This window comes from Shinella zoogloeoides, assembly GCF_030733845.1.
In the GTDB taxonomy this organism is placed as follows: Bacteria; Pseudomonadota; Alphaproteobacteria; order Rhizobiales; family Rhizobiaceae; genus Shinella; species Shinella zoogloeoides_C.
This window is the reverse complement of the sequence record NZ_CP132311.1, coordinates 2,853,241-2,867,115: the sequence shown is the minus strand read 5'-3', so window position 1 is coordinate 2,867,115 and position 13,875 is coordinate 2,853,241. Positions and strand designations below refer to the sequence as shown.

General features: G+C 64.9%; 8 protein-coding genes. All 8 read right to left on the bottom strand.

Annotation, left to right across the window (positions count from 1 at the left end; translation table 11 throughout):
• Positions 1-1,632 carry an alpha-D-glucose phosphate-specific phosphoglucomutase gene (locus Q9316_RS15135; protein WP_306032405.1) on the bottom strand — a complete coding sequence of 544 codons (1,632 nt, stop codon included), beginning with the start codon at positions 1,630-1,632 and terminating at the stop codon, positions 1-3.
• Positions 1,633-1,635: 3 nt separating this feature from the next.
• The gene (glgA, locus tag Q9316_RS15130; RefSeq protein ID WP_306032404.1) at positions 1,636-3,075 is read right to left on the bottom strand and encodes a glycogen synthase GlgA; all 1,440 of its coding nucleotides are present in this window, start codon (positions 3,073-3,075) and stop codon (positions 1,636-1,638) included.
• Positions 3,076-3,081: 6 nt separating this feature from the next.
• The gene (gene glgC / locus Q9316_RS15125) at positions 3,082-4,344 is read right to left on the bottom strand and encodes a glucose-1-phosphate adenylyltransferase (protein WP_306032403.1); all 1,263 of its coding nucleotides are present in this window, start codon (positions 4,342-4,344) and stop codon (positions 3,082-3,084) included.
• A gap of 21 nt (positions 4,345-4,365) precedes the next feature.
• Positions 4,366-6,579 (bottom strand): 1,4-alpha-glucan branching protein GlgB, encoded by a 2,214-nt coding sequence (gene glgB, locus Q9316_RS15120; protein WP_306032402.1) that lies wholly within the window; start codon positions 6,577-6,579, stop codon positions 4,366-4,368.
• Positions 6,579-9,038, bottom strand: coding sequence for a glycogen/starch/alpha-glucan phosphorylase (locus Q9316_RS15115; protein ID WP_306032401.1), 2,460 nt, complete (start codon positions 9,036-9,038; stop codon positions 6,579-6,581). The genes glgB and Q9316_RS15115 overlap by 1 nt, the downstream gene beginning before the upstream one ends.
• Before the next feature lie 206 nt (positions 9,039-9,244).
• Positions 9,245-10,423, bottom strand: a complete 1,179-nt coding sequence (locus Q9316_RS15110) for a TadE/TadG family type IV pilus assembly protein (RefSeq protein ID WP_306032400.1) — start codon at positions 10,421-10,423, stop codon at positions 9,245-9,247.
• 140 nt (positions 10,424-10,563) lie between these two features.
• Positions 10,564-11,451 (bottom strand): transglutaminase family protein, encoded by an 888-nt coding sequence (locus Q9316_RS15105; protein ID WP_306035322.1) that lies wholly within the window; start codon positions 11,449-11,451, stop codon positions 10,564-10,566.
• 22 nt (positions 11,452-11,473) lie between these two features.
• On the bottom strand, positions 11,474-13,861 hold the full coding sequence (locus Q9316_RS15100) for a circularly permuted type 2 ATP-grasp protein (RefSeq protein WP_306035321.1): 2,388 nt from the start codon (positions 13,859-13,861) through the stop codon (positions 11,474-11,476).
• Positions 13,862-13,875 lie beyond the last annotated feature (14 nt).

Sequence of the window (13,875 nt, the reverse complement as noted above, 5' to 3'; positions counted from 1 at the left end):
TCAGGTGATCACGGTCGGCGCATCGCGGCCCGTGCGGGACTTGATGCCGGCGATCTCGTCGGCGACCGCGATGAGGTCGGCCAGCGCCTCCTGCGTGTCGATGTCATGGCGGGTGGCGTCGGGCTCGAAGCGCTCGATATAGACGCGCAGCGTCGCGCCCGAGGTGCCGGTGCCGGAGAGGCGGAAGACGACGCGCGAGCCGCCTTCGAACAGGATGCGGATGCCCTGGTTCTTGCTGACGGACTGGTCGACCGGATCGTTATAGGCAAAGTCGTCGGCCGTCTCGACCGTCAGCGCGCCGAAGGACTTGCCGGGGAGCGTTGCGAGCTGGTCTCGCAGGTTCGCCATCAGGCCGTTGGCGGCCTCGGTGTCGACCTCCTCGTAGTCGTGGCGTGAATAGTAGTTGCGCCCGTAGGTCGCCCAGTGCTGCTCCACGATGTCGAGCACGCTTTCCTTGCGCACGGCGAGGATGTTGAGCCAGAGCAGGACCGCCCAGAGGCCGTCCTTTTCGCGCACATGGTTGGAGCCGGTGCCGGCGCTCTCTTCGCCGCAGATCGTGGCAAGGCCCGCGTCGAGCAGGTTGCCGAAGAACTTCCAGCCGGTCGGCGTCTCGTAGATGCCGATGCCGAGCTTCTCGGCGACCCGGTCGGCGGCGCCCGAGGTCGGCATGGAGCGGGCGATGCCGGCAAGACCCTTGGCATAGCCGGGGGCGAGATGGGCATTGGCGGCGAGCAGCGCGAGGCTGTCGGAGGGGGTGACGAAGATGCCCTTGCCGATGATCAGGTTGCGGTCGCCGTCGCCGTCCGAGGCGGCGCCGAAATCCGGCGCGTCCTCGGCCATCATCGTCTCGTAGAGGGCGCGGGCATGCACGAGATTCGGGTCCGGGTGGTGGCCGCCGAAGTCCGGCAGCGGCATGAAGTTCAGCACGGACCCCTTGGTGGCGCCGAGACGGTTTTCGAGGATTTCCTTGGCATAGGGGCCGGTGACGGCGCTCATCGCATCGAAGACGACGCGGAAGCCGCCGGCAAGCAGGCGGCGGATGGCGTCAAAGTCGAAGAGCTGTTCCATCAGTTCGGCATAGTCGGCGACGGGGTCGATGACGGTGACCGTCATGCCCTCGATCTCCTGCGTGCCCTCGTGGTCGAGGTTAACGTCCTCCACCTCGGCGATCCTGTAGCTGTCGATGGATTTGGTGCGCGCGAAGATGGCGTCGGTGATCTTCTCCGGGGCCGGGCCGCCATTGCCGATATTGTACTTGATGCCGAAGTCCTCGGTCGGGCCGCCGGGATTGTGGCTGGCGGAGAGCACAATGCCGCCGAAGGCCTTGTATTTGCGGATGACGTTGGAGGCGGCGGGCGTCGAGAGAATGCCGCCCCGGCCGACCAGCACGCGGCCGAAGCCGTTGGCGGCGGCCATCTTGACGGCGAGCTGGATGACTTCGCGGTTGTAGTAGCGGCCATCGCCGCCGATCACCAGCGTCTGGCCCTCGAAGCCTTCCAGGCTATCGAAGATCGACTGGATGAAGTTCTCCGCATAGTTCTTCTGCTGGAAGACAGGGACCTTCTTGCGCAGGCCCGAGGTTCCCGGCTTCTGGTCGGTGTAGGGCGTGGTCGATACGGTCTTGATGGTCATCTTCTATACTCGCGAGATTAGGCTGGAATAGAGGTCGGCGTAGCGCGCGGCGCTGTTTTCCCAGGAAACGTCCGATTTCATGCCCTGGTTCTGGATGCGCGCCCATATTTTCGGTTCGCGCCAGGCCTTGAAGACGCGGCGCAGCGCTTGGCGCAGGCCCTCGGCATTGATCGGCGTGAACTGGAAGCCGGTGGCGACGCGGGCGGAGAGGGCGGCTTCGTTGGCGTCGATGACGGTGTCGGCAAGGCCGCCGGTGCGCGCCACGATGGGCACGCAGCCGTAGCGCAGGCCATAGAGCTGGGTGAGGCCGCAGGGCTCGAAGCGCGACGGGATGAGGATGGCGTCGGCGCCGGCCTGCATGAGATGCGACAGTGGTTCGTTGTAGCCGATGACGATACCGATGCGGCCGCGATGGCGCGAGGCGGCGGCCAGCAGCGCGCCCTCCAGCCCCTGGTCGCCGGAGCCGAGCACGGCGAGCTTGCCGCCTTCCGCGACGATCCAGTCGGCGACCTCGGCGACGATGTCGATGCCCTTCTGCCAGGTGAGGCGGCTGACGATGCAGAAGATCGGGCCGCTGTCGTGCTCGAGGCTGAACCGCTCGGCGACCGCCCGCCGGTTGACCGCGCGCTGCTTGAGCGAGCCGGCAGCATATGGGCGGGCGATATGCGCGTCGGTCTCGGGGTTCCAGACGGCGGTGTCGATGCCGTTGACGATGCCGGCGAGATCGCTGGCGCGGGCGTTGATGAGTCCTTCGAGGCCCATGCCGTATTCGGGCGTCATGATTTCGTGCGCATAGGTGGGGCTGACCGTGGTGATCGACCAGGCGGTGCGCAGCCCACCCTTGAGGAAGCCGACATCGCCGTAATATTCGAGCCCGTCGACGCTGTAGGCTTCGGGCGGCAGGCGCAATTCGGCGAAGATCTCCGCGCCGAACTGGCCCTGGAAGGCGAGGTTGTGCACGGTGACGATGGTGGGGATGTGCTGCAGGCCGGTGTAGCGCATGTAGACCGCCGTCATCGCCGCCTGCCAGTCATGGGCGTGCACGATGTCCGGCCGCCAGCCGGGCAGCAGGCCGCGGGCGATTTCGGCGCCCGCCAGCGAGAGGGCGGCAAAGCGCCGCCAGTTGTCGACGAAGTCCTTGCCGGTGGCGTCCGTATAGGGGCCGCCGGTGCGGTCGAAGAAGCCGGGGGCGTCGAGCACGAGGATGTCGAGACCCTCGTGCATTGCGGCGAGAATGCGGGCCGGTTCGCCGAGCAGGTCCTCGAAGGTGGCGACCACCTCGACCTCGGCCAGCCGCTGCATGACCGCCGGATAGCCGGGCACAAGGGTGCGCATGTGCATGCCATGCCCGGCGAGCGCGATCGGCAATGCGCCGGCGACGTCGGCGAGGCCTCCCGTCTTGATGAGCGGGAATACTTCGGATGCCACCGAAAGGATGTTCATTTCCGACTAGAACTCCAGCTTGTCGATCATCGGTTGGGTGATGAGGCAGATGCCGTTCTCCGAGCGGCGGAACCGCTTGGCGTCGAGCTCCGGATCCTCGCCGACGACGAGGCCTTCGGGAATGATGACGCGGCTGTCGATGACGACGTTCTTTAGATTGGCGTGGCGGCCGATCATAACATTCGGCAGGATGACGGCGCCTTCGAGGCGGGAATAGGAATTGGCGCGAACGCCGGTGAACAGCAGGCTGCGGTTCAGCGAGGCGCCGGAAATGATGCAGTCTCCCGAAATGAGCGAGGAGGTCGCCGAGCCGCGGCGGTTCTCGTCGTCATGCACGAACTTGGCCGGCGGCTTGATCTCGGCGAAGGTCCAGATCGGCCAGGAGCTGTCGTAGATGTCGAGTTCGGGCGTGATGTCCGTCAGGTCGATATTGGCCTGCCAGTAGGCGTCGATGGTGCCGACGTCGCGCCAGTAGGCCTCGCGCTCGAAATCGGAGCGCACGCAGGAGGCGGTGAAGCGGTGGGCGACGGCTTTGCCGTGCTCGACGATATAGGGGATGATGTCCTTGCCGAAATCGCGGCTCGATGTCGGGTCGGCGGCGTCGCGGCGCAGAAGGTCCATCAGGAACTTCGTGTGGAACACGTAGATGCCCATGGAGGCGAGCGCCATGTCCGGATTGCCGGGGATGCCCGGCGGGTCGGCCGGCTTTTCCACGAAGGCGATGATCTCGTCCTTCTCGTCCACGTGCATGACGCCGAAGCCGGTCGCTTCCATGCGCGGCACTTCCAGGCAGCCGATGGTGACCTGCGCGCCGGAATCGACGTGCTGCTGGAGCATCAACTCGTAGTCCATCTTGTAGATATGGTCGCCGGCAAGGATGACCATGTATTCGACGCCGTAGTCCTCGATGATGTCGATGTTCTGGTAGACCGCATCGGCGGTGCCTTCGTACCACTGCGTTTCGGACACGCGCTGGGATGCGGGAAGGATGTCGAAGCTCTCGTTACGCTCGGGGCGGAAGAAGTTCCAGCCGCGCTGCATGTGGCGGATCAGCGAATGCGCCTTGTACTGGGTGGCCACCCCGATGCGGCGGATACCGGAGTTCAGCGCATTGGAGAGGGCGAAGTCGATGATGCGGGCCTTGCCGCCGAAATGGACGGCGGGCTTGGCGCGCCGGTCCGTCAGTTCCTTGAGGCGGCTGCCGCGCCCGCCCGCCAGAACATAGGCCATCGCATCGCGGGCGAGGGGTTGATTGCGCTTCTGCTCCATGGTGTCCTCCCGACTTGTCTATTATGCGTCCAGCTCGAGCATCAGCGTCGCCAGCGGCGGCAGGGTGATCGTGGCTGCTATTCTTCCGTTTGCATGTTTCCTCGCCTCGACGGCGCCGCCGTTCCCCTTGCCGCTGCCGCCGTAGATCTCGGCATCGGTGTTGAGGATCTCGCGCCACCGGCCCTCCACCGGCAGCGGCACCCCGTAGTTCTCGCGGTAGACGGGGGTGAAGTTGGTGACGACGGCGATCGGCTTTTCGTCGGGCGCCTTGCGCAGCCAGGCGAAGACCGAGTTCTCCCGGTCGTCGGCGATCAGCCATTCGAAGCCGTCGCCCTCGCAATCGCGCGCATGCAGCGTGGCCTTGCGGCGATAGGTGCCGTTGAGGTCGCGCACCAGCCGGCGCATGCCCTCGTGCAGGGGGTATTCCAGGAGGTTCCAGTCGAGTGAACGTTCCTCGCTCCACTCCTGCCACTGGGCGAATTCCTGGCCCATGAACAGCAGCTTCTTGCCGGGATAGCCCCACATGAAGCCGTAATAGGCGCGCAGATTGGCGAACTTCTGCCAGTCGTCGCCGGTCATCTTGGCGATCAGCGAGCCCTTGCCGTGCACCACCTCGTCGTGGCTCAGCGGCAGCACGAAATTCTCCGTAAACGCATAGAGCAGGCCGAAGGTCATGTCGTTGTGGTGGAACTTGCGGTGAACAGGCTCGCGCGACAGGTATTGCAGCGTGTCGTGCATGAAGCCCATGTTCCACTTGAAGCCGAAGCCGAGGCCGCCGTCATGCACGGGGGCGGAGACTTTCGGCCAGGAGGTGGATTCCTCGGCGATCGTCAGGATGCCGGGATGGCCGGCATAGACATGGCGGTTCATGGATTGCAGGAAGCGCACCGCCGCGAGGTTCTCGTTGCCGCCGTATTCGTTCGGCACCCATTCGCCGTGCTTGCGCGAATAGTCGAGGTAGAGCATCGAGGCCACCGCATCGACGCGCAGGCCGTCGAGATGGAACTTCTCGGCCCAGTAGAGCGCGTTGTTGATGAGGTAGGACAGAACCTCGGCGCGGCCGAAATTGTAGATCGCCGTGTTCCAGTCCGGGTGGAAGCCCTGGCGCGGGTCCTCGTGCTCGTAGAGCGCAGTGCCGTCGAACTTGCCGAGGCCGTGCGCGTCGGTCGGGAAATGCGCCGGCACCCAGTCGAGGATGACGCCGATGCCGACCTTGTGGCAGCCGTTGACGAAACGGGCAAAACCTTCGGGCTCGCCGAAGCGGGCGGTGGGCGAATAGAGGCCGGTCGTCTGGTAGCCCCAGGACGGATCGAAGGGGTATTCAGTGATCGGCAGGAACTCGATATGGGTGAAGCCCATGTCGGTGCAGTAGGGGATCAGCCGGTCGGCAAGCTCGTCCCAGCTCAGGAAGCTGCCATCATCGTGCTTCTGCCAGGAGCCGGCATGCACCTCGTAGATGGAGATCGGCTGGCGGCGCGCGTCGGCGGATGCCCAATGGGCAAGATGCGCCTCGTCTTCCCATTGCTGGTCGATCGGCCCCGTCGTCATCGAGGCATTGTTTGGGCGCAGTTCCGAGCGGCGGGCGAAGGGGTCCGCCTTCAGCGGCAGGACCTCGCCATTGATGCCGACGATCTCGAATTTATAGGCATGGCCCGCGGTGATGCCGGGCAGGAAGATCTCCCAGATGCCGGTATCGCGCCGCAGGCGCATCGTGTGCCGGCGGCCGTCCCATTCGTTGAAATTGCCCACGACGGAGACGCGTTTGGCATTCGGCGCCCAGACGGCGAAGTGGAAGCCGTCGATGCCGTCGAGCGTCATCGGATGGGCGCCCATCTTGTCGAAGAGGCGGAGATGCGAGCCTTCACGGATGTAGTAGTCGTCCATCGGCCCCAGCACCGGACCGAAGCTGTAGGGATCGTAGACGATCCACTCGCCGCCCTCGTTGCGGGCGCGGTAGCGGATCGGCTGCAGCTTCTTCACCGCCACCTCGCCGGCGAAGATGCCGGCCGGGTGGAGCTGCGTCAGCGTGCCGATTTCCTTGCCAGCCAGCGTCTCGGCCGTCACCTCGGCCGCGCCGGGCAGGAAGCAGCGGGCGACATATCCGTCGCCGGCCGCGTGGACGCCGAGCACGGCGAACGGGTCCCAGTGCCGGCTTTCCAGGATCGCGTCGATGTCCGCCTTCGCCAGGAGCCCTGACGGTTGTTCCGTCGTGCCTTTGTTCGGCGGTGCGGTCATCAGGCCCTCCAGATTTCCTTGGCGTATTGGCGGATCGTGCGGTCGGAGGAGAACCATCCCATGCGGGCGGTGTTCCGGATGGTCTTGGAATTCCACGAGGCCTTGTCGGTCCAGATCGCGTCCACGTCGCGCTGGGCCTTGGCATAGGCGTCGAAATCGGCCGCCACCATGAACCAGTCGTGATTGTAGATGCCGTCGACGAGGCCGGCGAAGCGGTTGCGGTCGTCGGGAGAGAAGACGCCGGAGGAGATCGCGGCGAGGGCCTGCGAGAGTTCGCGCGACTGTTCGATGATGGCGCGGGGATTGTGGCCTTCCGAGCGAACCTTCGCGACCTCTTCCGCGGTCATGCCGAAAATCACGATGTTCTCCTCGCCGACGCAGTCGCGCATTTCGACATTGGCGCCGTCGAGCGTGCCGATCGTCAGCGCACCGTTCAACGCGAACTTCATGTTACCGGTTCCCGACGCTTCCATGCCGGCGGTCGAAATCTGCTCGGAGAGGTCGGCGGCCGGCACCATGATCTCGGCGAGCGAGACGTTGTAGTTCGGCACGAAGACGACCTTCAGCAGGCCGCGCACGGCCGGGTCGTTGTTGATGACCTTGGCGACGTCGTTGGCGAGCTTGATGATCAGCTTGGCGTTGTGATAGCTCGGCGCCGCCTTGCCGGCGAAGAGTTTTACGCGCGGAACCCAGTCCAGCTCGGGATGCGAGCGGATCTGGTCGTAGAGCGCGACGGCCTCGATGATGTTGAGCAGCTGGCGCTTGTATTCGTGGATGCGCTTGATCTGGATGTCGAACATCGCCGTCGGGTCGATGCGCACGCCCATGCGGCTGCCGATCAGATTGGCGAGGCGGTTCTTGTTCTCCCGCTTGATCGCGGCGAAGCGCTCCTGGAAATCCTTGTTGTCGGCGAAGGCGTCGAGCGCCTTCAACTGCTCGGCATCGTCCATGAAGGCGTCGCCGATCGATTCGCGGATCAGCTCGAACAGGCCCGGATTGCACTGCATCAGCCAGCGCCGCGGCGTGATGCCGTTCGTCTTGTTGTTGATGCGGTCAGGGTAGAGCTTGTGCAGGTCCGCGAAGACCGTTTCCTTCATCAGCTCGGTGTGGAGCGCCGAGACGCCGTTGATCGAATGCGAGCCGATGAAGGCGAGGTTGCCCATGCGCACCCGGCGCTCGCCCGATTCTTCGATCAGCGAGATGTTGCGGATGCGCTGGTCCTCGAAGCCCCTGTCCTTGCGGGCTTCCACCAGGATGTTCGCGTTGATCGCATAGACGATCTGCATGTGCCGCGGCAAAAGCCGCTCGAACAGCGGAACCGGCCAGCTTTCCAGTGCCTCGGGAAGCAGCGTGTGGTTGGTGTAGGAGAAGGTGCGGCGCGCGATGTCCCAGGCGACATCGAAGTCGAGGCCGTGCACGTCGGTAAGCAGGCGCACCAGCTCGGCGACGGAGACGGCCGGGTGCGTGTCGTTGAGCTGGATGGCGACGGCATCCGGCAGCGACGTGAAATCAGGATATTGCTGGAGATGGCGGCGCAGGATGTCCTGCAGCGAGGCCGAACAGAAGAAGAATTCCTGGCGCAGGCGCAGTTCCTGGCCGGCGGGCGTGGCGTCTGCCGGATAGAGGACGCGCGTGAGGCTTTCCGCCTTGTTGCTTTCCTTCAGCGCGCCGATGTGATCGCCGGCATTGAAGGCTTCGAGCAGGATGGGGTCGATCGGATTGGCGGCCCACAGGCGCAGCGTGTTGACGCGCTTTGCCCGCCAGCCGACGGCCGGCGTATCGTAGGCGGTCGCGATGACGCGCTCCGCCGGCTTCCAGACGAAGCGCTGCTTGTCCTCGCCGATGTTGATCGTCTCGACGGCGCCGCCGAAGCCGATCTCGTAGGAGCTTTCGCGGCGCTCGAATTCCCAGGGATTGCCGTGCGCGAGCCAGGTCTCCGGCAGTTCGACCTGCCAGCCGTCCGCCATCTGCTGGCGGAAGAGGCCATGCACGTAGCGGATGCCGTAGCCATAGGCCGGCACATCCACCGTCGCCATGCTCTCCATGAAGCAGGCGGCAAGGCGCCCGAGGCCCCCGTTGCCGAGCGCCGCATCCGGCTCCAGCTCCGCGATGACGTCGAGATCGACGCCGAGCGAGGCGAGCGCATGGCGCATTTCATCGAGGATGCCGATATTCGTCATGGCGTCGCGCATCAGGCGGCCGATGAGGAATTCCAACGACAGGTAGTAGACGCGCTTTGCGCCGGTGTCATAGGTGCGGCGCGTCGAGTCCATCCACTTGTCGGTGACGCGGTCGCGCGCGACCAGGATCGCCGCCGTCAGCCAGTCGTGCGGCTTGGCGACCTTGGGGTCCTTGCCGATGCGGTATTTCAGGCGCTCCAGAAGCTCGGTTGCAAGCTGTTCACGGTCGGATGACCGAAGGGCGGGGGCAAGGTCGTTGTTGGTTACCCGGTTCATCATCGGTGAACTTTTCCCCTTCGCATTCCATGCATTCGTTCTGGCGAAAATCGCGTTTAAATCAATTTAAGCATCTGTCCGAAGCGCTTGCAATATGCCTTTTCAAGAAAGGGCGCATGCATTTTCGACATGGCTGAAACAACCAGGACATGTTAAAAAACCCGCTGCGCAAGCCGCAGCGGGTTCAAAATTTGTCCTGCTCTCAGATGTTAGCGGGTGACGCGTGCCACAACGGCAGACGCTCTGTCGCCGATGGCCTTGAAGGCGTCGACGAGTTCGCTCATCTCTTCCGCCGCGAAGTAGTTTTCCGGTGAGGAAACGCACGCCTTGAGCAGCTTCTGGCCGCGCGCCGGCGCCATGAAGGCGACGCCGTACACCTCCATTTTCGCGTCCTTCGCGTTTTTGCAGATCGTCTCGGTTGCGCCGTCGTCCGACGTATTGTTGTTGTTCCCGTCCGTCATCAGGATGATGTATTTCGTCGGATCCTGACCGTTTACCCGCTTGTGTTCGGTCTTCTCGGTGTCGGCGCTCAACTTGGTATAGGCCGCGTTCATGGCGCCCGTCGAACTCGTGCCGCCGCCGCCCTTAAGCGCATCCACCTGTTTCTGGGCGGCGGTGGTGCCCCACGCCAGTTCGTAGGACTTGACTAGGCTGCTGTTATAGGAGGCGGTTGCCGTGCGCACGAATTTGGTGTTCGGGTCCGCTTTCTTCAACTGATTGAAGAGGCTGGTGGCGGCGATTTGGAGTGCTTCGATCTTCTTGATGTAGCAGGGCGACTTTCTTCCGATGCTTATGCCGCTCTCGTTGAACTGTTCGCATTTGCCGGTGACGGTGGTGTTCAACTCGTTGGTGTTGGCGAGCATCGAGCCGGATTGGTCGAGTGCAAGATACATGGACAGCGCGTTCTTGGATTCCGTCGCGCTCTCGGTGGAGCTGCTGGCATTGAGCGTGGTGGATTTATAGCCCATCAGCTTCGTGAGCGGCGTGAATTCCATATCTCCCGACGTGGAGACGGCCACTTTGAAAACCTTTCCGACGCCAGCCGTGGTTTCTTCCGTGATATCGACCGTCGGAAGCGGTATGCCGTCCTTGCCCCAGGTGAACACCCTGCTGCCGGAAAGCTGGGTTTTCATGAAGGTGGCGGCAATGGCTTTTGCTTCGGCCACGCTCTTGCCGTCGCTCGCAAGGGCCGAGGCCGCGGCGATGGCGGCGGAATCCGCCGCGTCCTGAAGCTCGGCTCTCGCGAGCACCATGTTGGTCAGGTCCATCGCGAAGCCGGCTGCGGCCAGGATGAGGGGTACGGCGACGGCTCCCATGATGGCGAAGTTGCCGCGGCGATCCTTGCGGAACCGGGACAGCAAAGTGCGATTTTCCTTCTTCGTCGTCATGAGACTTCACCCACCATCGTCATAATGTGGGCTGAAGCTACCATCGAAGTGTTATTCAACGGTTCGGGCGCGTGGTATAGTTTTCGTAAAATTGCGCAGGTCCCGCAGTTCCGCCCTCTGCGCTGTTTCCAAACGGGAATTCACGACGCCTGGCGGACGGGGATGACGTCGACGGCCTGGGTCGTCTTGTGCTGGCCGTATCCTTTCAGAACGCCGATCACGGGCGCGACGTCCGCATAGTCGCGGCCGTAGGCGACGACGATATGGTCGGTGCCGGCGGGGATGTCGTTGGTCGGATCGAGTTCCATCCAGCCGTTCACCCGGCCGCACCAGTAGCGCACCCAGGCATGCATGGCGTCCGCCCCTTCCAGCCGCTCCTTGCCCGGCGGCGGGATGGTGCGCAGGAAGCCGGAGACGTAGCCGGCCGGAATGCCGAGGCTGCGCAGCGCGACGATCATCACATGGGAGAAATCCTGGCAGACGCCGCGCTTCAGCTTGAAGGCCTCGCGCGGGGTGGTGTCCACGTTGGTGGCCTTCGGATCGTAGGTGAAGTCCTTGTGGATGCGCGCGCAGATCGCCGTCGCGATCGCGCGGATCGTCATGCCGGGCTTGGCGATCGAACGGGCGTAGGCGGCGATCTCCGGGCAATCCTTCAGCCGCGGGCTCGGGCCGGTATAGTGGTGCGGCGAGCCGGCATCGAGCGACCAGTATCCGGCGATATCCTCCGGCAGGTCGGCGACGCGCGGCGAGAAATCTGCCGCCGGCTCCGGCACGTCGACATGGACGCGCGCCTGCATGCGGATGTCGAGCTTTTCGTGCGCATTGCGGAAGAGGATCGCGCTCATCGGGTTTTCGAAGAAATCGTGATGGTCGACCCGTTCGCCCGGGCCGGGATCGACACCCACCGTGCCGGCGACGAGCCGCTGGCGGCCGCCGATGGAGAGCGGCAGCACGCGCACGATGTGCCGCCCGCCGGAAACCGGCGTGTCGTAGAGATAGCTGATATGGAGGTTGACGTCGTAGAGCATGGTCACAGCGCCTCCCTTTCGCTCAGCTCAGATAGGTCTGGGCGAGAATGTCGGACAGTTTCTCGAGTTCCGCCTCGAAGCGCCCGTAGACCGCATCCGTCATGGTTTCCGGTGTCATCACCGCGAGCCCCGCATGAAGGCGCATGGCCTCGCGGTAGAAAGGCGACATCTGGCCGTTGGCATAGGCGTTCGGCAGTTGCTCGACCTCGTTCTTGATCTCGTTGAGCTGGTAGAGGATCGAGCGCGGATTGAGCGCGTCGAGCGCCAGGAGGTCGGTGACGGTGAGGCGCGCGGTCGCCACGTTGTAGCGGCGGCGATGGGTCATCACGCTGTCGCCGATCTCCAGCAGCATGTCGAGCGCGCCGTCCGGCGCGTCCTCGCCGGACATGTGGCCGAGCAGGCGCGTCATGTGCAGGCCGCGCTCCAGGTAGCGGCCGATGGAGAGGAAGCGCCAGCCGGTGAAGCGGTACATGTTCTCGTGCACGAGGCCGGCGAAGCCCGCGAGCTTGCGCAGGAGGACCGTCATGGCGCGCGTCGCGTCGTCGCCCGGCTGGACGCTGACATGGAAGCGGCGGGCGGTCTTCGACAGGTCGTTCAGCGCCAGCCAGCCGTCCGGCGAGAACCGGTCGCGGATATTGCTGGCGGAGAAGACCGCGCTGTCGATGTTGCGGATAAGGCTCGTCGGCACGGCTTCAGACGTGTCGATGTCGAGCGCATCGAGATAGGTGCTGACGTCCTTCAGGAGCGGCTGCTCGGGATCGGCATATTCGGCATAGCGCCCGTGCCAGGCGCGCAGGATGCGCAGCGCCCCTTCGGCCCGCTCGATATAGCGGCCGAGCCAGAAGAGGTTGTCGGCCGCGCGGCTCGGCAGGCTGCCGGGCATGTTGCGGGTGAAGACTTCTTCGGCCGGCAGCAGCGAGGTGCGCTCGACGGGCTTGCGGCTGACGATCCACACGTCGGCGGCCGAGCCGCCCTCGCGCATGGCGATAGCCGAGACATTGTCGCCGGCGCCGATACGGGCAAAGCCCCCCGGCATGATCTGCCAGCCGTCCCGCGTGCGGGCGGCGAAGACGCGCAGCGACATGGGGCGCGGCACGAGCCTGCCGTCGACGAAGGCCGGCGTGGTGGACAGCGTCACCGCTTCCTGGCCGACCAGCTTGGCGCCGTCGGAGGCGAGCCAGTCGGCAATCGACTGCTTGGCCGTATCGCGCAGGCTCGCGCCGAGCACGGATTGTTCGTTGTCGTCGAAGAACGGGCGCGTCGAATAGGCCGGGCCGATGACCATGCGCTCGATATTGGCCGCGACGTGTTCGCGCTCGCTTTTCTGGCCGCACCACCAGGTGGCGACGGAGGGGAGGCGCTGGTCCTCGCCGAGAAGCTGGCGACAGATGTTCGGCAGGAAGGCGAGGAAGGCACGGGTCTCGACGATGCCGGCGCCGAGCGCATTGACGAAGGTGACGGAACCGGCGCGCAGGGCCTCCACCATGCCGGGCGTGCCGATATGGGAATTCTGGTCGAGCTCCAGCGGATCGGCGAAGGCGGCGTCGAGGCGGCGCCAGAGCACGCCGACGGGCTTGAGTCCGGCGACCGTGCGCACCATGACCTTGCCGCCGACCACCGTCAGGTCCTCGCCCTCCAGCAGCATAAAGCCGAGATAGCGGGCGATATAGGCGTGCTCGAAATAGGTCTCGTTGGCAAGGCCCGGCGTCAGGACGGCGATGCGGTCCTCGGCGGCCTTGCCTGCCTGCAGCGTGCTGCGGAAGGCGCCGAAGAAACCGGCGAGGCGGTGGGCGTGGGTTTCGGCGTACACGTCGGAAAAGGCGCGGGTCGTCGCCACGCGGTTTTCCAGCGCGAAGCCGGCGCCGGACGGCGCCTGCGTGCGGTCGGAGAGCACCCACCAGTTGCCGTCAGGCCCGCGGCCGATCTCGAAGGAGACGAAATGCAGGAAGTGGCGGCCGGCCGGCTGCACGCCAACGAGCGGGCGCAGGAACTCGCTGTTGGAGGCGACGAGGGCAGGCGGCAGCAGGCCGTTCGCGACGAGCTCGTTCTTGCCGTAGATATCGGCGACGACGGCTTCCAGCAGCTCGGCGCGCTGGACGAGGCCGCGCGACAGGTTCTCCCATTCGGCCTCGTCGATCAGCACGGGAATGTGGGAGAGCGGCCAGGCGCGGTCCGTGCCGGCCTCCTTGCCATAGGCGCGGTAGAAGACGCCGGCATCGCGCAGATAGCGGTCGGCGCGGGCGAAGCGGCCGGCAAGGTCCGTTTCGTCCATGCGGTCGAGCGCCTTGAGGAAATGCCGCCAGACCGGGCGCACCTCGCCCTGCGTATCGACCATTTCGTCGGCCACGCCCGCGAGCGGCGCATAGGCGCGCGACGGTGTCCGCGCCGTGTCGATATGCTCCGCTTCCACGCTGGTGGTCTTCA